Origin of the sequence: Candidatus Fukatsuia symbiotica (assembly GCF_003122425.1) — a bacterium.
GTDB lineage: Bacteria > Pseudomonadota > Gammaproteobacteria > Enterobacterales > Enterobacteriaceae > Fukatsuia > Fukatsuia symbiotica.
Genome location: NZ_CP021659.1, coordinates 1,577,403 through 1,598,623, shown reverse-complemented (window position 1 = coordinate 1,598,623; position 21,221 = coordinate 1,577,403). Strand labels below are relative to the sequence as shown.

General features: G+C 43.2%; 20 protein-coding genes, 1 tRNA gene and 1 pseudogene. 11 read left to right on the top strand and 11 right to left on the bottom strand.

The window, feature by feature from the left end; genetic code table 11:
• The 8 genes from CCS41_RS17160 to lolB form a co-directional block, all read right to left on the bottom strand.
• The gene (locus tag CCS41_RS17160; RefSeq protein WP_072549651.1) at nt 1-1,488 is read right to left on the bottom strand and encodes an inositol phosphate phosphatase SopB; all 1,488 of its coding nucleotides are present in this window, start codon (nt 1,486-1,488) and stop codon (nt 1-3) included.
• A gap of 34 nt (nt 1,489-1,522) precedes the next feature.
• Nucleotides 1,523-1,969, bottom strand: coding sequence for a type III secretion system chaperone (locus CCS41_RS07880; protein ID WP_072549650.1), 447 nt, complete (start codon nt 1,967-1,969; stop codon nt 1,523-1,525).
• A gap of 288 nt (nt 1,970-2,257) precedes the next feature.
• Nucleotides 2,258-2,500 carry a hypothetical protein gene (locus CCS41_RS07875; RefSeq protein WP_072549649.1) on the bottom strand — a complete coding sequence of 81 codons (243 nt, stop codon included), beginning with the start codon at nt 2,498-2,500 and terminating at the stop codon, nt 2,258-2,260.
• Between the two features lie 243 nt (nt 2,501-2,743).
• Nucleotides 2,744-3,835 carry a redox-regulated ATPase YchF gene (gene ychF / locus CCS41_RS07870; RefSeq protein WP_072549648.1) on the bottom strand — a complete coding sequence of 364 codons (1,092 nt, stop codon included), beginning with the start codon at nt 3,833-3,835 and terminating at the stop codon, nt 2,744-2,746.
• 100 nt (nt 3,836-3,935) lie between these two features.
• Entirely contained in the window at nt 3,936-4,529 is a 594-nt protein-coding gene (gene pth, locus CCS41_RS07865) for an aminoacyl-tRNA hydrolase (RefSeq protein WP_072549647.1), read from the bottom strand.
• Nucleotides 4,530-4,562: 33 nt separating this feature from the next.
• A complete protein-coding gene (locus CCS41_RS07860) occupies nt 4,563-5,513 on the bottom strand; it encodes a ribose-phosphate pyrophosphokinase (RefSeq protein ID WP_119797456.1) in 951 nt (316 codons plus the stop codon).
• An 11-nt stretch (nt 5,514-5,524) separates the two neighbouring features.
• A complete protein-coding gene (gene ispE, locus CCS41_RS07855) occupies nt 5,525-6,433 on the bottom strand; it encodes a 4-(cytidine 5'-diphospho)-2-C-methyl-D-erythritol kinase (protein ID WP_072549646.1) in 909 nt (302 codons plus the stop codon).
• On the bottom strand, nt 6,430-7,053 hold the full coding sequence (gene lolB, locus CCS41_RS07850) for a lipoprotein insertase outer membrane protein LolB (protein WP_072549645.1): 624 nt from the start codon (nt 7,051-7,053) through the stop codon (nt 6,430-6,432). Before lolB ends, ispE begins: the two co-directional genes overlap by 4 nt.
• Before the next feature lie 166 nt (nt 7,054-7,219).
• On the opposite strand from lolB, the gene hemA reads away from it, so the two are divergent.
• The 5 genes from hemA to kdsA all read left to right on the top strand — a co-directional run bounded on the left by hemA (nt 7,220) and on the right by kdsA (nt 12,321).
• The gene (gene hemA, locus CCS41_RS07845) at nt 7,220-8,491 is read left to right on the top strand and encodes a glutamyl-tRNA reductase (RefSeq protein WP_072549644.1); all 1,272 of its coding nucleotides are present in this window, start codon (nt 7,220-7,222) and stop codon (nt 8,489-8,491) included.
• Between the two features lie 68 nt (nt 8,492-8,559).
• Nucleotides 8,560-9,642, top strand: a complete 1,083-nt coding sequence (gene prfA, locus CCS41_RS07840) for a peptide chain release factor 1 (protein ID WP_072549643.1) — start codon at nt 8,560-8,562, stop codon at nt 9,640-9,642.
• Nucleotides 9,642-10,478, top strand: a complete 837-nt coding sequence (gene prmC, locus CCS41_RS07835) for a peptide chain release factor N(5)-glutamine methyltransferase (protein ID WP_072549642.1) — start codon at nt 9,642-9,644, stop codon at nt 10,476-10,478. Before prfA ends, prmC begins: the two co-directional genes overlap by 1 nt.
• A gap of 93 nt (nt 10,479-10,571) precedes the next feature.
• Nucleotides 10,572-11,381: an invasion regulator SirB1 gene (gene sirB1 / locus CCS41_RS07830; protein ID WP_072549641.1), complete on the top strand. Its 810-nt coding sequence runs from the start codon at nt 10,572-10,574 to the stop codon at nt 11,379-11,381.
• Between the two features lie 73 nt (nt 11,382-11,454).
• Nucleotides 11,455-12,321 (top strand): 3-deoxy-8-phosphooctulonate synthase, encoded by an 867-nt coding sequence (gene kdsA / locus CCS41_RS07825; protein ID WP_072549640.1) that lies wholly within the window; start codon nt 11,455-11,457, stop codon nt 12,319-12,321.
• Between the two features lie 34 nt (nt 12,322-12,355).
• Here kdsA and CCS41_RS07820 read toward each other — a convergent pair.
• Nucleotides 12,356-12,445 (bottom strand) — tRNA-Ser (locus tag CCS41_RS07820).
• Nucleotides 12,446-12,632: 187 nt separating this feature from the next.
• On the opposite strand from CCS41_RS07820, the gene CCS41_RS07815 reads away from it, so the two are divergent.
• Entirely contained in the window at nt 12,633-13,076 is a 444-nt protein-coding gene (locus tag CCS41_RS07815) for a hypothetical protein (RefSeq protein ID WP_072549639.1), read from the top strand.
• A 78-nt stretch (nt 13,077-13,154) separates the two neighbouring features.
• Here CCS41_RS07815 and CCS41_RS07810 read toward each other — a convergent pair whose 3' ends face one another.
• Nucleotides 13,155-14,378, bottom strand: a complete 1,224-nt coding sequence (locus CCS41_RS07810) for an OmpA family protein (RefSeq protein ID WP_072549638.1) — start codon at nt 14,376-14,378, stop codon at nt 13,155-13,157.
• A gap of 139 nt (nt 14,379-14,517) precedes the next feature.
• Between CCS41_RS07810 and rsxD the strand changes: the two genes are divergently transcribed.
• From rsxD to nth, 4 genes are all read left to right on the top strand, one after another.
• Nucleotides 14,518-15,639 (top strand): electron transport complex subunit RsxD, encoded by a 1,122-nt coding sequence (rsxD, locus tag CCS41_RS07805; protein WP_072549637.1) that lies wholly within the window; start codon nt 14,518-14,520, stop codon nt 15,637-15,639.
• 199 nt (nt 15,640-15,838) lie between these two features.
• The gene (rsxG, locus tag CCS41_RS07800; protein ID WP_072549708.1) at nt 15,839-16,468 is read left to right on the top strand and encodes an electron transport complex subunit RsxG; all 630 of its coding nucleotides are present in this window, start codon (nt 15,839-15,841) and stop codon (nt 16,466-16,468) included.
• A 15-nt stretch (nt 16,469-16,483) separates the two neighbouring features.
• Nucleotides 16,484-17,185 carry an electron transport complex subunit E gene (locus tag CCS41_RS07795; protein ID WP_072549636.1) on the top strand — a complete coding sequence of 234 codons (702 nt, stop codon included), beginning with the start codon at nt 16,484-16,486 and terminating at the stop codon, nt 17,183-17,185.
• On the top strand, nt 17,182-17,823 hold the full coding sequence (gene nth, locus CCS41_RS07790) for an endonuclease III (protein WP_072549635.1): 642 nt from the start codon (nt 17,182-17,184) through the stop codon (nt 17,821-17,823). The genes CCS41_RS07795 and nth overlap by 4 nt, the downstream gene beginning before the upstream one ends.
• Before the next feature lie 19 nt (nt 17,824-17,842).
• On the opposite strand, the gene CCS41_RS07785 is transcribed toward nth, so the two are convergent.
• On the bottom strand, nt 17,843-18,865 hold the full coding sequence (locus tag CCS41_RS07785) for an IS630 family transposase (RefSeq protein WP_119797455.1): 1,023 nt from the start codon (nt 18,863-18,865) through the stop codon (nt 17,843-17,845).
• A gap of 405 nt (nt 18,866-19,270) precedes the next feature.
• Between CCS41_RS07785 and CCS41_RS07780 the strand changes: the two are divergent.
• Nucleotides 19,271-21,200, top strand: a pseudogene (locus CCS41_RS07780) (exoribonuclease II).
• The last annotated feature ends 21 nt before the right edge of the window (nt 21,201-21,221 follow it).

Genomic DNA, 21,221 nt, shown 5'->3' with positions numbered 1-21,221 from the left:
CTAGATCTTTACCTGCTTTACCTTTGAGATAGCTTGTTGCGCTTTTTTGGCTTGTTCCAGAAGCGTATCGTTGCTGACAATCGCGAGGGCAAGTCCCTCCTGGGCACTTTTTTTATTGGCAGTCTTACGCTTTACGGGGTCTGTAATCCCCATGTGGTCGTGAACGGCATGTCGGTTGCCACAAAATATTCTATTATCCTTGCCGTTAGGTTGTTTGATATGGAGTGTAGTCATTGCCAAATTTATAGCATGCTGATCTTCTTTGTTGGATCGACAGGATCGGCCTTCTGTTTCCTGATAAGGCGATGCAAAGATCTTAACCGAGCATTTTTTATCCTCAGTATCCTTAGATAAGATTTTTTCAATATTCGACGCCGGAAAGATCTGACTACGCAGATGATGTTCTTTTCCTTTGGCCTGCACAGAAAATTCGTTGATGATCGGATCCCAACCTGTTTTATTGAGGCTTTCTGTAAAATTTTCATCAATAATGCGTCTAAATGTTTTCACATTATAATCACTGACCGTTGCCATAGGTGCCAATGCTTGCTCAAGGTCTTGCCGAAATTTATCAAAGTAAGGTTGTACAACCTGTTTAATTTGTTTCCCTGTAGGATTGACTGGCAAAAAAACAGGATAGCTAGCAGTACGGATTTTGTTTTTTAAGCGCATGAGATTGTCATGCATGGTTTGATAGGCTTTGTTGTGCTTATCGTTATGATTTACATCTTTTCCGGCTTCTTTCGCTTTTTCTAACATGAGAAAACCCGCTTCAAGACGTAACCGCAGCGCGTTTTTAATTTTTTCGTAAGAAAACGGAACTCTTTTACCCCAATTTTTAAGGCCGTATTCATTAAATCGTTTAAGTTCAGTGAGAAGTTTGTTTACATCTCCTGCCAGCCCTGTATCTCCTGTCTTCTGAGCCACTTCTTTATCTTCTTGCAGATTTTCAATCAAAATACTCGCCTGCTCGATCATTAAATTAGCGCCACTTTGATTGTGAGGGATCTTTTCCATTAGATGATGAGCCATGATGATGTCGATCATGATCTTCTGATTACAGATTCCTCCATATTCTTTTTCTTTATCCTCCAGATCCTCACACAACATGGCCAGGTCGCAAAGAAATCCGTTTAGCTTAGATTCGTGAGATTGCAGAAATTTTATTGTTGTTTTATCGAGATTGTTTTTCTGTTCAAGTGTGTCTTTAATAGGATCGATGGATAATCGTAAAAAATTTTCCAGCAATTTTTTTCTTTCGGGTGCAGATTCAATCAGTCTAGGTATAAATTTGGTTTCTACATTACCTAATTGTGTGCTCAACTGGCTAAGATAGCTTTTTTTTTCTTCTGTTTCATCGTAAGTCACTTCTTGTCCAGATAAAACGCCTCTTCTGCCTCTGACTCTGTTGCTAGTTGATGATGATGGGTGTCGATTAATATTATTATTCGTTATCCGTGGTAAAAAATTTGACAATGTTGATAACATAATTTTTTCCTTACTACATAAGCATTTTCTTGTCTTACAATTTTGGGTAGTGGTGATATTTTCGGATGTGATCATCCTGTTCATATGCTGCCTGTATCAACCTGCTTTGTAGCAGGGTGGCACGTTGGCTAAATAATGTGAATCGCTCTATGAATATTTCAGCGTCAGTGTTCACGTCAATATGCAGCAGTAATACAGCGCGCTTTTCTGTGGGATCGAGGGCGATGATACCGCATTTGTTGTACGCTAGATTGGCGCACAGTAGTTCTGCTAGGATCAGGGCACGTTCTGTATCAGGTATTGCGCCCAGATCGGCATAACAGTGTAAATAATCGGAATCGGGTATTGTTTCTATTAAAACCGTAGTTTCTCCGATTTCGAGTAAACATTGACCGTCGTCGTCAAATTTCAGCGTAGGAATACCCATACGCTTACCTAAACACTGTAATTGATATGATGCGGGATCAAAATAGTCATTCATTATTGTTTCCTACTGTCTCGTCTATTTACTCGCTCAGTTTATTTAGACATAAAAATAAATAGCCATCTACTACTACAATTGCTCAGAGTTTAACACTCTCATTCACCCAGATATTTGTATAAAAAGCTCAAATTATGTCCGTTTTTTAAATCAGACAAAATGCATTGCAACAGATTTCGAACAGGTTCTTACAGAGATAGGGAAGGGGGGTGAAGGCTATAACTGCGCGGTATCCATCAAAAAATTCAAGCCACCGGCCAAGCCGGTGGCTGTTGAGTTGTGCGGTTATTACCTTGTTACTAAGAAGGGGCTGCTTGGTGCCCATTTATTCTCTCTTCTTGTTGGCTTAGTATCTTTTAGCTGGTTAGCTGCATCAGAAGAGGAGGTTGCTTTTTCTTTAACACATACTTTTTTTTCGGTCATCATAAAAGGTTGATTTCCCCACCAAAGCTTGCAGTTACTAGCAGTCCAGGCAGAGCCTGACAACAATAGAAGCGGTAACATTTTCCAAAGGATCTTTATCTTTTTCATGTTATGTTTCTCTTTCTCTGTGAGTTCCAAAACCTGGTTTGATCTGTGCCCAGGCCACCCGTTTAAGAGTAGTCATAATAAAAACGGCGGGCTAGTCTATTTATTATGGAAGATATATCACTATGTGGAGGAGTAACCGCGTTTGCAACGCCTGTAACAAAACATGACGCGCGGTAGGTTTTTCGCTTGAGAACCAGTCAATGTGAAATCGAGATAGAGGGTATATCTCGATTGACAGCTTTTTTACACATTAAACAAAAAATTTATTACATCACCATCTTTAACGACGTAATCTTTTCCTTCGGCACGCATTTTACCCGCTTCTTTTGCACCTTGCTCACCTTGGTAGTGGATAAAATCGCCAAAGGCAATCGTTTGAGCACGGATAAAACCTTTCTCAAAATCGGTATGAATTTTAGCGGCGGCTTGTGGGGCTGTTGCACCCGCCGGAATTGTCCAGGCCCTGACTTCTTTGACTCCAGCAGTAAAATAGGTTTGCAAATTCAGCAAGTGATAACCCGCACGGATCACGCGGTTTAAACCTGCCTCTTCTAGACCGAAGTCTGCCATAAATTCGGCTCGCTCTTCATCCGCTAACTCGGCAATATCGGATTCTATCGCCGCGCAGACAACAACCACAGTCGCACCTTCTTGCTCTGCTATGTGACGTACCTGCTCCAAATAAGGATTATCTTCAAAACCGTCTTCGTCCACATTGGCGATATACATGGTTGGCTTTAACGTTAGAAAACTTAGGTAACGAATAGCGGCTTTATCTTCGTCGGTCAGTACCAGGGTGCGTAACATCTTTGATTTTGCTAGGTGTAACTGACATTTTTTTAACGCTGCTAATTCAATTTGCGTATCTTTATCACACCCCTTAGCTTTTTTCTCTACCCGTAGGATAGCACGTTCACAGGTCTCCAGATCAGACAACGCTAGTTCAATATTAATGGTATCAATATCTTCAGCTGGATCAATTTTACCTGCTACATGAACAATATTATCATTGGCAAAACACCGTACCACATGACCAATGGCATCGGTTTCACGAATATTAGTCAGAAATTTATTACCTAGGCCTTCGCCTTTGGACGCTCCCTTTACTAAGCCCGCAATATCAACAAATTCCATCGTGGTTGGTACAATACGTTCAGGTTTCACAACCTTGGCAAGCTGATCCAAACGTGGATCGGGCATCGGTACCACGCCAGTGTTTGGCTCAATGGTACAAAATGGAAAGTTAGCCGCTTCAATACCTGCTTGTGTCAAGGCATTAAACAACGTGGATTTACCCACGTTAGGTAGCCCGACAATACCGCATTTGAATCCCATGTTTTATATTACCTTAAAATTTATTGAGACAAACTTCTTATTAACCTTTTGAACGAAATAACCCTCTGGATGAAGAGCAAAATAAAAGTTTCATGATAATTCACCCATTGACTTTAAATGAATGCAAATGTTGTATCGCGCGATCCATACTTTCTTTGAAACACAGCTCAATACAATGGATAGCTGCACCAATAGCTTCATCAATCCGCTCTTTTTCACTGATTGGCGGTTTCCCTAAAACAAATCCAAGCACTTTATTACGATCACCAGGATGACCGATACCGATGCGTAAACGATGAAAATTGGCAGTGTTACCCGTTAGTTTGCTTTGAATATCTTTTAAACCATTGTGCCCGCCGTTACCGCCACCGAATTTAAATCTTGCCACACCGGGCAAGAAATCCAGTTCATCATGAGCAACTAAAATTTCCTCCGGTGAAATACGATAGAAATTAGCCATTGCGGCTACTGCCTTGCCACTCAAATTCATAAAAGTAGTGGGTACAAGCAGCCGTACCTCATGATTAGCAAGATTTATTCGAGCGGTATGTCCGTAAAATTTACGTTCTTCCTGTAAGGATTGATGAGACTGTTCTACCAGGCATTGCAAGAACCAGGCGCCGGCATTATGACGTGTTTGCGCGTATTCAATGCCAGGATTTGCGAGTCCAACGATTAATTTTATCTGCGTCATCTTGATGTTCGTTATGGATTAATAGGCTAGCGCTTAATGTTCAAACATGGCAGAAATAGATTCTTCATTACTGATACGACGAATGGCTTCCGCGAGCATACTCGATAACGTCAGTGTATATACGTTTTCTAGTGCACTGATCTCATCTGATAATGGAATGCTGTCACAAACAATGATTTGGTCGATAACGGAATGTTTGATGTTGTCAACAGCACTACCAGAGAAAACCGGATGACTTGCATAGGCCAATACGCGTTTTGCGCCCCGTTTTTTTAATGCTTCTGCCGCCTTACATAATGTGCCTGCAGTATCGATCATATCGTCAATCAGCACACAATCACGGCCAGCCACATCACCAATGATATGCATGACCTCAGACTCATTAGCACGAGGGCGACGCTTATCAATAATGGCCATGTCGGTGTCTCGTAATAATTTAGCAATAGCACGTGCACGGACCACACCACCTATGTCTGGAGAAACAACGATAGGATTATCCAGATTTTGTCGTCGCATATCCTCCAGTAACACTGGGCTACCAAAGACGTTATCAACAGGAACATCAAAAAAACCCTGGATTTGTTCCGCATGCAGATCTACCGTCAATATGCGGTCAACACCCACATTTGACAAGAAATCAGCAACCACTTTAGCGGTGATCGGCACTCGAGCAGAACGAACACGGCGATCTTGACGAGAATAACCAAAGTAAGGGATCACCGCAGTAATACGCCCAGCAGAAGCACGACGTAATGCGTCGATCATAACCAGTAACTCCATCAAGTTATCGTTAGTAGGCGCACAGGTAGATTGGATGATGAAAATATCACCGCCACGTACATTCTCCTTGATTTCCACACTGACTTCACCATCGCTAAAACGACCTACAGTGGCATTACCAAGGTTGATATGCAAACGGTTGGCAATTCGTTCTGCTAATCGAGGGACGGAGTTACCAGCAAAAAGCTTCACATTATCAGACATTAATAAAAACCTCAGGTATGCGTCGAGACAAGATATTCGGAGAGAGTACGTCGCATCGACGAGACATTAGCCCCCTTTGCAACAAAGCCATGTAACCACTCCGGAGCGATATTTAACGCCTCACGAGCCGATGACTCGGTGTCGAACTCAGCAAACACACAAGAGCCGGTTCCTGTAAGGCGTGACGGTGCGTATTCTAACAGCCATGAAAGAAGCTGTTCAACCTCGTGAAACCGTTTTCTCACGATTGGTTCACAGTCATTGGTAAAAGGAGCCGCTAAAAGCGTTGTCAATGAGCGAGTTGGTGTATTTCTTACCAGTTCACTATCAGAAAAAATCAGGGATGTTGCAATACTGATACCGGGGTGAGCGACCAAATACCATTTTTCAGCAGGTGTTACCGGTTGCAATTTTTCGCCAACCCCTTCGGCAAATGCGGCTTGTCCGTGGATAAATACTGGAATATCAGCACCTAAGGTTAATCCCAGGGTAGCCAATTGCTTATCAGTAAAACCACATTGCCATAGATGATTCAAAGCAACCAGAACAGTAGCCGCATTTGACGAACCACCTCCTAATCCTCCTCCCATAGGTAAACACTTTACAACGCTAATATCAGCACCATAATTTTCGTTACAGGGTAACTTTTTTTGTGGTTGAGCTCCTTGTAACTGATCTTGTCGTAATACCTGTTTTTGTAACAAGCGTGCTGCTCGTACGATCAGATTTTGCTCTTGGTCAACCCCTGCCAAGGGAGTTAACAGACGAATTTGTTGATCACGACGGGGTGTAATGATTAATTCATCGCCATAATCAAGAAATTGAAACAGGGTTTGTAATTGATGATAGCCGTCAGCATGTTGGCCAGTAACATAAAGAAATAAATTAAGTTTTGCTGGGGAAGGCCATATCTGTATCATTTTAGCGTCCAATTATCCATTTTTAATTTGATACGTCTTTCTCCTTCTCCCGATTTAACCTGTCTCAATTCGATGCGGCTGGGTAACTGTAGGGTAGGGCCTGTATTATAGTTCTGATAACTCACCAACCATGTTTGATCGTCTTGCTGATAATTGATCTGTTTTAAGCGATATTGATTATCTAACGTAAAATCATGGCTATCACCGGGCAAGCCGACGATCCATTGGCGCAGATTGTCCAGCGGGAGTGACATCCCAGTGAGTTTCTGCATCATCTCTTGCGGATTTTCACTAAAATAACGTTTTCCCTGATTATCGATCAACAAAGTCACTGTGGGTTCTACGCGTAATTCAAATTCGGTCGTGCCTAAAGGGCTAGTAAGCACTAAACGGTAGCGTTCTTTTGAATATTGTTGCCAGAAAAAGCGGGTGTAGACCTTTTGTTGATCAGAAAAATAAGCCAAAGCGCCGCTTATCTGGAATTGGTCAACCTGCTGTAACTGCTGCTCATGTTGGCGCCATTGAGATGAGTTTGGATCCGTTGTCGTAGAAACGGGTTGTAATGTAGTACAGGCCGTCAATATCAAGCTGATCAGGGGAAGTGTGCGATATTTATGCATGAAACCTCTTGTAAAACCCACGTTCGTTATATGAAATTAACGTGATCAGAGAAACAGAATTAATCGGGATACGCATGGTACTGATACTCCGGTGTGACTTCTATTGGTGCACTGTATTAAGTAGAATAATAACAAACCTTACAAACATCAGTACTAAATCATTCTCATGACACTGCTTACATTAGGCATCAACCATAAGACCGCCCCGATATCATTACGTGAACGGGTAAATTTTTCACCTGAATCTCTTAACCACGCGCTAAACAGTTTGCTTAAGCAACCCTTGGTGCGTGGGGGAGTATTGCTGTCTACTTGTAACCGCACTGAATTGTATCTTAGCGTAGAGTGGCGAGATAGTCTGTATCAACAGCTGATTGCCTGGTTATGTCATTATCAACGACTGAGTCCAAATGAAGTGGTCACTAGTCTGTATTGGCATCATAACAACGATGCTGTCAGCCATTTAATACGTGTTGCCAGTGGGTTGGATTCAATGGTACTGGGAGAACCACAAATATTAGGTCAGGTTAAAAAAGCGTTTGCTGCCTCTCAGCGTGTTCAGCCTTTACCTGGTGAATTAGAGCGTTTATTTCAGAAAGCTTTCTCAGTAGCTAAACGAGTACGTACAGAGACCGATATTGGTGCCAGTGCGGTTTCTGTGGCTTTTGCTGCCTGTACGTTGGCCAGGCAAATTTTCGAGTCATTGCCCGAGCTAAGTGTTCTTCTGATCGGGGCAGGTGAAACCATTGAACTGGTTGCTCGTCATTTAAGTGAACATAAGATTAAACGGATGGTAATCGCTAATCGTACGCAGGAGAGGGCGTTGTCTTTAGCCAGTAAAGTGGGCGCAAAGGCCATTACCCTAGGTCAGATAGAACATTGTCTGGCTGACACAGACATTGTCATTAGCTCTACCGCCAGTTCATTGCCTATTATTGGTAAAAGTATGGTTGAATATGCATTGAAAATCCGTCGTAATAATCAACCAATGTTATTTGTTGATCTTTCTGTACCACGTGATATCGAGCCGGAAATTGCCAAATTGGCCAACGCTTATCTGTACAGTGTCGATGACTTACAAGCTATTATCCAGCATAATTTGCTCCAGCGTAAAACGGCAGCTATTCAGGCTGAATCGATAGTACAACAGGAAAGCGTTAATTTTATGATTTGGCTGCAATCGCAAGGCGCTATGGAGACAATTCGTAACTATCGTATTCAAGCCCATCAGCTACGCACTGATATGACAGCTAGAGCCTTGGCAGCTGTTGAACGTGGTGAAAATGTGGAGCAGGTTATTACGCAATTAGCGTATAAACTGACAAATCGTCTTCTCCACATGCCAACCAAATCCCTCCAGCAAGCTGCCAATGAAGGGGATACGGCGCGTTTACAATTATTATGCGAAAGCCTGGGGCTAGATCAACAGGTTGAGTAAACAAAAAATTTTAATAACTTGTTCCAAATTAACTCTTTTAATTTTTTAATTAAGGTCAAAAATCATCGATGAAGCCTTCTATTATTGCCAAATTGCAAGCGTTACAAGAGCGTTATGAAGAGCTGGAAGTACATCTTAGCGATGCACAACTGATTGCCAATCAGGATCGTTTTCGTGCTTTATCACGTGAATATGCACAACTAGGTGATGTGACTCGCTGCTTTAAACAATGGTGTTGTGTTCAGGATGATATTGAAACAGCAAAAACGATATTAGAAGATCCTGAAATGCATGAAATGGCGCAAGATGAGTTGAAAGCTGCCAATATCCAAAATGAAGAATTAGCACGACAGTTACAATTGCTGTTATTACCGCGAGATCCTGATGATGAACGTGGCTGTTTTTTAGAAATACGTGCCGGGACCGGCGGTGATGAAGCGGCTATTTTTGCCGGCGATATGTTTCGTATGTATAGCCGATACGCAGAAGCGCGCCGTTGGAAAATTGAAGTGATGAACCTCAGTGAAGGAGAGCAGGGCGGTTATAAAGAAGTGATCGCTAAAGTCTCTGGAGAGGGCGTCTATGGTCAATTAAAGTTTGAATCCGGTGGACATCGGGTACAGCGCGTGCCGAAAACGGAATCACAAGGGCGTATTCATACATCAGCCTGTACCGTGGCAGTCATGCCAGTGATCCCCGAAGCTGAGTTGCCCGAAATTAACGCCGGTGATTTACGTATTGACACTTTTCGTTCTTCTGGTGCGGGTGGGCAACACGTCAATACTACTGACTCCGCCATTCGTATTACGCATTTACCGAGTGGCATTGTCGTGGAATGTCAGGATGAACGTTCACAACATAAAAACAAGGCCAAAGCCATGTCAGTTTTAGCCGCACGTATCCGCGCGGCAGAAATGCAAAAAAGACAGCAAGCAGAAGCCTCCGAGCGGCGTAATCTCCTGGGTTCAGGAGATCGCTCAGATCGTAATCGTACTTATAATTTTCCACAGGGGCGGGTAACTGATCATCGTATCAACCTAACACTGTACCGTTTAGATGAAGTGATGGAAGGTAAACTAGAGATATTAATTGAGCCGATTGTGCAAGAGTATCAGGCTGATCAGCTTTCAGCTTTATCCGGACAAGAATGATGGATTATCAACACTGGTTGGCAATGGCGGCTAGCCGGTTTATCGACAGTGAGAGTCCGAAACGCGACGCTGAAATTCTACTGGGTTTTATCACAGGTCGATCACGCAGCTTTATATTGGCCTTTGGTGAAACTCTTTTGACAGCAGAACAGCTAGCACTATTGACCCCTTTAGTTCATCGTCGGCAGCAAGGTGAACCCATTGCCTATTTAATCGGCCAACGCGAATTTTGGTCGTTACCATTAACCCTGTCTGCTACTACCCTGATCCCACGTCCAGATACAGAATGTTTGGTTGAGCAAGCACTGTCTCATTTGCCGCGCGCCGCTTGCAGTATTCTGGATTTAGGAAGCGGTAGCGGGGCGATCGCATTGGCTTTGGCGAGTGAGCGCCCTGATTGTACAGTGATAGGTGTTGATATTAACGCCGATGCTGTCGCCCTGGCGTGTCATAATGCGACAAAACTGGCACTGAATAACCTGAGTTTTATTCAAGGAAACTGGTTTGCGCCACTAGACCAACGTTTTATGTTAATCGTCAGTAATCCGCCCTACATCGATGCCAACGACCCGCATCTTGCTAAGGGCGATGTACGTTATGAACCCCCTCAGGCGCTGATCGCGGAAGCAAATGGCATGGCAGATTTGATCACTATCGTACAGCAAGCACCTTACTATATCGCTGCTTCTGGCTGGTTGCTAGTGGAACATGGTTGGAAACAGGCCAAGCAAGTACAAGCTTTATTCTGTAAAACCGGATTTAATTCAGTAGTCACTCATAAAGATTACGCTGGTCATGACAGGATCACGCTTGGTCAATGGAATTTAAGTCAATAGTATTTTGGCAGTAAATAAATCAACACTGTGTAGTGATGATACATTAAACTGACAGCGACGAAACTACCACTCTGAACTACGAATGAGATATCTATGAGTACCATTGCTGATTTTGAATTCAACACTGCGCCCCTGAGTGAGGGAGTGCTATTGGTTACCAAACAAATTCGTCAGAATTTTCCGCTGACTGATGTCTATAGACGCCTGCAACAATTGGTTGAGGATGCACGCTTAGCAATGCCCAAAAAACTCAATCAAGATCAGCAATTAGAAGTTCTTATCGACCTGTTTTATAACAAATGGAAATTTGAAGGCGCTGGGGGTGTTTACCGTCTGTCAGATGCCTTGTGGCTGGATAATGTATTGGATCAACGTCAAGGAACTCCCCTCTCATTGGGTGTCATTTTCTTGCATATCGCACATCAGCTGGATTTGCCATTAATGCCGGTTATTTTTCCAACTCAATTAATTCTCCGTGCGGATTGGTTAGATGAAGAGATGTGGCTGATTAACCCGTTAAATGGTGAAACACTGAATGAACATGTGTTAAACGTATGGATTAAAGGCAATTTAGGCGAATACGCTGAACTAGAAGATCAAGATCTGGATGAAGCTGAAAACACGATAATTGTGCGTAAAATGCTCTACACACTGAAAATTGCATTGATGGAAGAAAAACAGATGGAATTAGCCTTACGTGCCAGTGAAGCAGTATTGACTTTCGACCAAGATGATCCTTATGAAATTCGTGACCGTGGTTTGATCTACGCCCATCTTGACTGTAATCACATTGCCATCTCTGATTTAAGCTATTTTGTTGAACGGTGTCCGGAAGATCCTATTGCTGAGATGATAAAAATGCAAATTTACTCGATTGAACGGCAGCGCGTTATCTTACACTGAACCCGCTAACGCAATAGGTTTTGAATAGGCTCTTAAGAGGTTTATTCTGATTCATCTTTAAAAAGGCGGCAATATGGAACAAAAAACAGTCAGCATCGGCGATATAAAGGTAGCAAATGACAATCCCTTTGTATTATTTGGTGGTATGAACGTACTTGAATCATCTGAACTGGCAATGCGTATTTGTGAACACTACCAGAACGTTACCAACAAACTGCAAATTCCCTACGTATTTAAAGCTTCTTTTGATAAAGCTAATCGTTCTTCGATTCATTCTTATCGTGGTCCTGGGTTAGAAGAGGGATTAAAAATTTTCCAAGAGTTGAAACGAAGTTTTGGTGTAAAAATAGTGACAGATGTGCATGAAGCCCGTCAAGCACAGGTTGTGGCTGAAGTGGTTGATGTGCTGCAATTACCTGCTTTTTTAGCGCGTCAGACTGATTTAATCACTGCGATGGCCAAGACGGGTAAGGTGATCAACGTCAAAAAACCTCAATTTGTCAGCCCGGGACAGATGAAAAACATTGTCGAAAAATTTATAGAAGCAGGTAATGATCAGATTATTCTTTGCGATCGTGGCAGCAATTTTGGTTACGACAATCTGGTCGTTGATATGTTAGGTATTAACGTGATGGTGCGAGCCACCGGTGGGTGTCCTGCTATTTTCGATGTAACCCACGCATTACAATGCCGTGATCCTTTTGGCTCCGCCTCTGGTGGCCGCCGTGCACAAGTGGCAGAACTCGCGCGCGCAGGTATGGCAGTGGGGTTAGCAGGCTTATTTCTCGAAGCGCACCCTAACCCTAACAACGCGAAATGCGATGGCCCATCGGCATTACCACTAGATAAACTTGAACCTTTTTTGCAACAGATGAAAGCCATTGATGATTTGGTTAAAAGCCTTCCTGCACTGGATACAGCAAATAAAGAAGGGCACTGATTTTTATCAGCGCCCTTGCCTTAAATATTAAATATGGCGGTGAGAGAGGGGTTCGAACCCTCGATACGCTTTCACGTATACACACTTTCCAGGCGTGCTCCTTCAACCACTCAGACACCTCACCGTTCTTTCTCATTATTCATAACTGTGTTGTGTGTTACAACGCGGCGCTACTATAGGGATCAAGACGCTTGGGGTCAAGTTGAATTTGCTGGTCATTGTGATATAGGCTATTCATATATTTTAACAATAATTAAATATAAGTCATTATTAATAATGATATAAGGTTGCAGTTTTACTATGGAGATTTTATGAAAGTCACATCAAATCCAAGTTTTACTGTTACTCCCACCCGCATAGAGCCTATCGATGCTGAGGTCGCCCTCTTAAGAATTGCTCAAGAATTTATGACTGAGCATAGCTTATCTCCGGAGAATCCGGAAAATCAGGAAGATACATCGCACATTATCCATCGGTATATGTGCTTTTTGGCTGATGATCACTTATTAACAGAAGACGCAAAAATCACACCTCAACAGCAAGGGCAAGTTCGAGGGTGGTTTATTAATATTATAAAAGGGTCATTTCCTAAGGCCGAAAATAACACAGAACGGGCAGGTATTCTGTTTAATTCCCTGTGTCTAAAAAGTATAGCATTTGCTGAAAGTCCATCATCTTTTCATGAAGAAAGCTTCGAACAAACAAGGGATCAAACAAGAAAAACTTTCCGGGAAAACTTTTCTTCAGTAGATTAACTTTCTAAAATATCAGAGACCTTGCCGTTCAATAGTCAAAAACCAAGCTATTGAACGGATCCTGTGTGCCTGTCTAGGTTATTTAGCCGTAATACGAACGGACACGCGTCGATTCTGATTACGTCCTTCGGCGGTATCGTGACTTGCTACTGGATGGTTTTCACCGTATCCCTCCGCACTTAAGCGCTCAGCAGAGACACCTTTAGCAATCAATGCATTCATGACCTCTTGTGCTTGAGCCTGTGAAAACTCTCTATTTTTCTCCGCATCGCCAGTATTATCAGCATCGCCACCGATTTTAAGCTTTACATTGGGGTAGGCGACCAAAATGGCAGAGATATTATCAAGTTGAGTTTGTCCTTGCGCTTTTAACGCGGTATCTGTGCTATTACTAAAAACCAGATTATCGAAATCAAACCAAACTTCTTTGTCTGGCTGTTCCGCTGGATCTTTAATAAAGTTTAACAAACGCGCTTCCGTACTATTTTCTGGTAGGGTCAGCACTCTCCCTCCAGGCAACATTTGTCTTATCACACCTTTAGAAAGCGAAGGGTCGGGCGTTGACTGAGATTCATGTTTCGTGGGAGTAGCAATCTTATGGATTTCTTCATCATCCGGCAGTGCGCTTGAAACAGAATGATCAAGTACCGGTGCAGGGCGTGTTGAATACCAATAGATCGCCGCTGCTAAAATACACAACGGTAATAACCACCACCAGATCGACCCCGATCGCTTTTGTTCCGAGTATTGAGAGAGGGGCGGATCTACTGACGCGGGATTTCCTGAAAAAAAGTTCTTTGCTATCCTGTCGGGCAAGTTAGAAAGATAGCCATTGTCTTGCTGAGCAACAATACTCGCAAGAGACGAATTGGTTTCTCTACGTTGTACTTCGAGAGTCTCCAGCACACTGCCAGCAGCAAGGTTCATTAAAGGTGCCACGTTAGCTATTTTCAGTCCTGTGGTTTGAGCCAATGTGGTATATAATTTTTCTAGACTCTCGGGGAATAGCAACGATAATAAATTTTTACCCTCGAGCACACGGCTGTTTTTGGGATCAAGAAGCTCCTGAGCAGAGGGTGTCGCAGCACCTAACTGCTTAACATTTGCTGCCAAATCGGTAATATTGTCTTCGAGATCAGGCGAATGTTTTAAGCGACTGGATAACGCCTTGACAACCGATGCAGTTGCCTGGCTGAATCCCTTATTGATGCTCTCCGTTTTTTCACCTAACTGCTCAGCAATATTGCTGGCGTCAAGTGCCTGTAACGGTGCAAGAGCGGCTCGGAAAATTCCTTTTGGCATAGAAGACCTCCAACAGTGGTATTATTGACCAGTTAACTCTAGTACAAATATAAAAAATTTGGTATTAAACCGATTAAAATATAGACTCCAGCGCATCAGCCACGAGTGTATCGACAATAAATAGCAAAATGACACTTCGATGATCACAACAAAAAAAATCGCAACGAAAGAATGGCAGATCGCCAGTTCGCCTTTTACTCATCAGCAGCAGAATACCAGCAATATTATGAAATGGGTGATGCTGGCCTGTATTCCAGGCATTTTTGCCCTGACTTATTTTTTTGGTTACGGCAGTCTGATCCAGGTACTACTCGCTATGCTTACAGCATGGTTAACGGAAGGTGTCGTACTTCATTTGCGAAAACCCAATTTACGAAAACGGCACTTACAACAACAAAATGGGCACAAACAACCGGTGATGGCCTGCTTAAAAGATAATTCAGCTCTATTGACCGGTTTATTACTGGGCGTTAGTCTGCCGCCTTTGGCACCTTGGTGGGTAGTGGTACTAGGTACTCTGTTCGCTATTATCATTGCTAAACAATTGTACGGAGGCTTAGGACAAAATCTTTTTAACCCTGCGATGGTCGGTTATGTCGTGTTGCTGATTTCATTCCCTGTTCAAATGACAAATTGGCTGCCCTCTGTCGAATTGCAGGCCTCACCGATTAATTTTGTCGAGAACCTACAAGTTATTTTTACCGGTCAGACAAGTGAAAACAAAAATAGCCATCAACTGCGGCAGAGCTTTGACGGCGTCAGTCAAGCAACTCCGTTAGATACACTCAAAACTGAATTACGTAATCAACCGTTAGCCAGTGTACTACAACACCCTCTATTTGGCGGTATTCTCGCCGGTCTTGGCTGGCAATGGGTAAATTTGGGTTTTTTAGTCGGCGGTATATTTTTATTGTGGCGTAGAATTATTTATTGGCATATTCCGTTTAGTTTCCTGCTGGCACTGTGTCTTTGTGCTACTTATAGTCACTTTATTGCACCGGAGAAATTTGCCTCTGCCACTTTTCACCTATTTTCCGGTGCTACCATGCTAGGAGCATTCTTTATTGCTACCGATCCGGTCAGTGCTGCAACAACACCTCGTGGTCGTCTAATTTTTGGTGCGTTAACCGGTGTACTCGTCTGGCTAATTCGTGTCTTTGGTGGCTATCCTGATGGCGTCGCTTTTGCCGTATTACTGGCCAATATTACAGTGCCACTTATCGATCACTATACTCAACCACGAGTTTATGGTCATCAGTAGATTTTTTTCGTAACTCATTACTTTTAGGAGCCTATTCCAGTTCCAAATCTTTCTCGCTGTGCTCAGAAGAGGAAAAAATGGGCGGAAAAATGCGGTTTACTTTTTAAGTACAAAAAAGGGAGTAAATGAGTATTTTGATCAGCGAGCACAAGAGATTTCGAACAGGTTCTAAGGAAGCCAGATGCAAGCACCACTGACCATGCTAAGCACTACAAAAAGTTACGGCGTCACTTTAGCGGTATTTGCCGCCTTAACAACGGGTCTGACCGCCATTATCAATACCCTGACGGAAACGACTATCACCAAACAGACAATGTTGCAACAAAAAATGTTATTGGATGAGGTCATCCCTATCAATAATTATAATAATAATATGCAAGAGGAATGTTACGTTGTCACTGATTCTGCTTTAGGTGATCTCACTCCACATCGCCTCTATCTAGCGCGTAATAATCATGGACAACCTGTCGCGGCTGCTATCGAGACCACAGCGCCTGATGGGTATTCTGGGGCAATTCATTTATTGGTTGGTGCAGATTTTCACGGTAAGGTGCTAGGTAGCAGGGTGATCGAACACCACGAAACCCCAGGATTAGGCGATAAAATTGATATTCGTATCTCTGACTGGATCACGCGTTTTAGTGGTCAGCAGGTTATAGGAGAAAAGGATAGTCACTGGGCAATAAAAAAAGACGGCGGTATATTCGATCAATTTACAGGGGCAAGTATTACGCCGAGAGCGGTGGTGCGAGCGGTAAAAAATACGGTACTTTATCTGAAAACGATACCCGCCAAACTGTCCAGGTTGACACCTTGTGGAAATAACTAATTTGTGGGTCACTCGATGAGTAATATTAGAGATTTGCTGGTTCAGGGGTTATGGAAAAATAACTCGGCGTTGGTGCAACTGCTTGGACTATGTCCGTTACTGGCGGTTTCATCCACTGCCACCAATGCATTGGGGCTGGGTTTAGCAACAACCTTGGTTTTGTTTTGTACTAATACCATGGTCTCGGCTCTACGCCGTTGGATCCCTAACGAAATTCGTATCCCTATTTATGTGATGATTATCGCTTCAGTCGTCAGCACAGTACAGATGCTAATTAACGCTTATACTTTTGAACTTTATCAATCGCTGGGGATATTTATTCCCCTGATCGTCACTAACTGTATTGTCATCGGCCGTGCGGAAGCCTATGCTTCAAAAAATCCGGTAGCACTTGCTGCCTTTGATGGTATATCGATGGGGTCGGGTGCAACGATGGTGCTATTGGCTTTAGGCGCATTGCGTGAAATTCTTGGCAACGGTACATTGTTTGATGGTGCAGATAGGCTACTAGGTGATTGGGCTAAAATATTACGCATCGAAGTTATTCATCTGGATAGTCCCTTTTTATTAGCGATGCTGCCACCAGGTGCCTTTATTGGGCTTGGCTTGCTACTGGCCGGCAAATATCTGATTGATGAAAAAATAAAAATACGTCAAACCAGAGCACGAATCATCACATCGCCTTTACAGAATGAACTCAGCGAAAAAATTTTATGAATCAAAGAAAACGTATTGCGATCTTTACTCGTCTGCGCGACAACAATCCGCATCCAGCTACTGAATTAGCCTATGGTACAGTGTTTGAATTGTTGATTGCAGTACTACTTTCAGCACAGGCAACCGATATTGGCGTCAACAAAGCCACGGCTAAGCTTTATCCGGTGGCCAATACACCGCAAGGTTTATTGACACTGGGTGTCGAAGGCGTGAAGAAATATATTAAAACCATTGGCTTATTCAATGTTAAAGCAGAAAATATTATAAAAACTTGTCGTTTATTACTGGAAAAACACCAGGGAGAAGTGCCAGAAGATCGGGAGGCACTGGAAGCATTACCGGGGGTAGGGCGCAAAACGGCAAACGTCGTGCTCAATACTGCTTTTGGCTGGTCGACTATCGCTGTTGATACGCATATTTTTCGAGTATCTAACCGTACGGGATTGGCACCTGGGGCTAATGTCGATCAAGTCGAAGAAAAATTACTTAAAGTCGTGCCCACAGAATTTAAGCAAAACTGTCACCATTGGTTAATTCTGCATGGTCGCTACAGTTGTATTGCACGCAAACCCCGTTGTGGCTCCTGTCTTATCGAAGATTTATGCGAATTTAAAGAAAAAAATTATCCTGCCAGTTAAGTTCTATACCCAAGTGAAATCAAGATGCAGGATTTAGCGCCTGGAAATTATCGTTTAAGCGAGATACCAGAGAACTTGCCATTTGTGGTAGCTTCACTTCAAAGAAGTTTAAGATATCGTTCTTAAAACTCTGTTTAGATGGGTAATATCTATTGTTTCGTGTTTGCTCATTCATCACCTTCCACAATCGCTCTATCGGGTTTAGATTCGGGCTATACGGCGGAAGGTAATGAAGCTGGATATTCAACGTAAGCGCGGCGTCTTGCACAAGCTGTGAACGGTGATAGCCTGCACCCTCGAGGATCACATGTGCCGTTGTCGTGATGGGATAATGCGCGCGAATGGCAGACAGGAAGTGAACCACATTTTCGCTGTTAATCGTCTCATCATCACGGATTATGGGGTTAGCCACATTCTGGATGTTCAAGGCTCCCATGATATTCAACCGCGTTCTGCTCCCGGTGGTCTCTATCGTTTTATCCTGGCCTTTTCGTATCCAGCCGTAGCTTATTTTGGTGGTTTGTGTCGGATGAACGGCATCAATAAACAGTATGGGGTCATTACCCGCGGCGTCTTTCAATTCGCTGTAGGTCTTTATAAATTGCTGCTGTTTCTCAACGTCAAATTTATGCGGAACACCTTTCGGCTTTTTATAGCTAAAGCCATGCTGCTTCAACCCTTTATACAGACCTGATACGGTAAAGGTGATGTTCCAGCGTCCAGCGATATAGGCCACAATTTGGTGATTGTGGTAGTAGAGCTGCTGGGTGAGATGTTCAACCAGCGACGTGGTCTGTTCCGCATTGAGATAGCCATCGGAGCCGCCATTTTCAGGCTTGAGCTTGTTGAGTTTATGATAGTCTGTAAGGTGGCGCCGCACCGTGGTTTCATTAATGAACTGTGAGTGAGCAATCATAGGGGGAGTCCAGCCGTCTGCGGACAACAAAACACACCGGATCCTGTCACAGACACGGCGGTCATGGCTTTGACGATGTTGGGCTTCGAGGGTAATTTTCTGGTCAGCAGTCAGCTCTATTTTCATGGCTATGAGCATGATCCTTATCGACTTCAAAATCAAGCATCTTCATTGATCACGGGTATATACGGAAAAATCTATCATTAAACCATCCGTATCCACAGCCGAGATCGACAACATTCGGTCCTTCCACCGTAGCGGGTCACATATCAACGATTGTCTGCCACTCCGGTGCGCCATATTGATATTTATAACAGGAACATGACAAGAAATGAACAACTTATTGCCACGATAGTTATAACATCACGGAGTTGTACATTAGTATGTGTTATATAATAATCTGCCAGATATCACTATGGAGAATATTATGGCATTTTAAACAAAACGGACATGACACTTGCTCGACGCTATTGATTCGCGTAAAACTATTGGCAGTAAATTCCCTAACTCAACAGATTTTCACTGGACACTATGTTTCAAAATAACCCGCTGCTGGCGCAGCTTAAAAAGCAATTACATATTCAAACCCCCGCATTGAAGGGGTGGTTAAAGGTACAGAAAAAAGCTTTGGCTTCCTTGAAGTTGATGGGCAGAAAAGTTATTTCATCCCTCCACCACAGATGAAAAAAGTTATGCACGGTGACCGCGTGCTTGCCGTTTTACGTACCGATAAAAATCGTGAAATTGTTGAGCCAGAAAGCTTGGTAGAACCATTTTTATCTCGCTTTGTAGGGCGAATACAAAAAACAGACCAGTGCTTATTTATTATCCCTGATCATCCACTGTTAAGAGATGCGATACCTTGTAGCAAAGCACCTGAACTCACTCACAATTTCCAGAACGGTGACTGGGCAGTAGCTGAAATGCGCCATCATCCCCTCAAGGATAATCGTATTTTTAGTTCTGAACTCACAGCCTTTATTACTGATGGTGACGATCATTTTGCTCCTTGGTGGGTGACGCTGGCACGCTATAACTTAGAGCGAGAAGCACCGGCCATGCCAGAGGGTCAACAACCCGTAGCCGATATGGTTCGTGAAGATCTGACTCACCTCCATTTCATTACTATTGATAGTGCTAGCACTGAAGATATGGACGATGCACTTTATGTAGAAGAAAAAAGTGATGGTTCCATGCTATTGGTGGTTGCTATCGCCGATCCAACCGCTTATGTGGATGAAAATAGTCAACTGGATCATATCGCCCGTCAACGTGGATTTACTAATTACCTACCAGGTTTTAATATCCCCATGCTACCAAGGGATCTGTCCGAAAATTTATGTTCCCTACACCCCAATAAACGCCGTCCAGTATTGGTTTGTAGAATGACGATTACAGCAAGTGGCGCTTTGGGTGATGACATCCAATTTTCTGTTGCTTGGATAGAATCAAAAGCCAAACTAGTTTATGACCAGATTTCTGATTGGTTGGAAAATCGGGGTGACTGGCAACCACAAAATAGCGAAATTACAGCACAGATCACACTGTTACAACGCGTCTGTAATGCACGTGATAAGTGGCGTCGACAACATGCTTTGGTGTTTAAAGATCACCCTGACTACCGTTTTTCACTGGGTGAAAAAGGTGAGGTATTGGACATCATCGTTGAGCAACGTCGTATTGCCAACCGCATTGTTGAAGAGTGCATGATTGCTGCCAACATTTGTGCAGCAATCATGCTCCGCGCCGAGCTTGGTTTTGGTATCTATAATGTGCATGCTGGCTTTGATCCAGTCATGGTTGAACAAGTAAGCAATGTACTTAAAACTTACGACATTGATACTGATCCCAAAGCTCTATTGACCCTGGAAGGTTTCTGCCAATTACGTCGTCATCTAGATACCTTACCGACACCGTTCCTTGATGGTCGTATCCGCCGTTTTCAGACCTTCGCAGAAATTAGTACTCAACCCAGCCCACATTTCGGATTAGGTCTGGAAGCTTATGCAACCTGGACTTCGCCAATCCGTAAATATGGTGATATGGTTAATCATCGTCTGTTAAAAGCGATTATCAATCGTCAGCAGGTAAATAAGCCACAAGATGAGATCGGTATTCAATTGGCAGAACGCCGTCGTTTGAACCGAATGGCGGAACGTGATGTAGGAGATTGGCTGTATGCTCGTTATTTGCAACCACTGGCCGGTACTGATAGACGGTTTTCTGCTGAGATTATTGACGTCACACGTGGGGGGTGCGGGTACGTTTATTGGAAAACGGAGCAATGGCTTTTATTCCAGGATCATTCATTCATGCGGTACGCGACGAGTTGACTTGTAGCCAAGAAGCCGGAAGCGTCCAAATCAAAGGAAAAACGATTTTCCGCCAAAATGATAATATTGAAGTACAGCTTGTTGAAGTACGAATGGGAAGCCGTAATGTGATTGCACGTCCTATTTAAATTATCTGAAAAGTAAGGCAC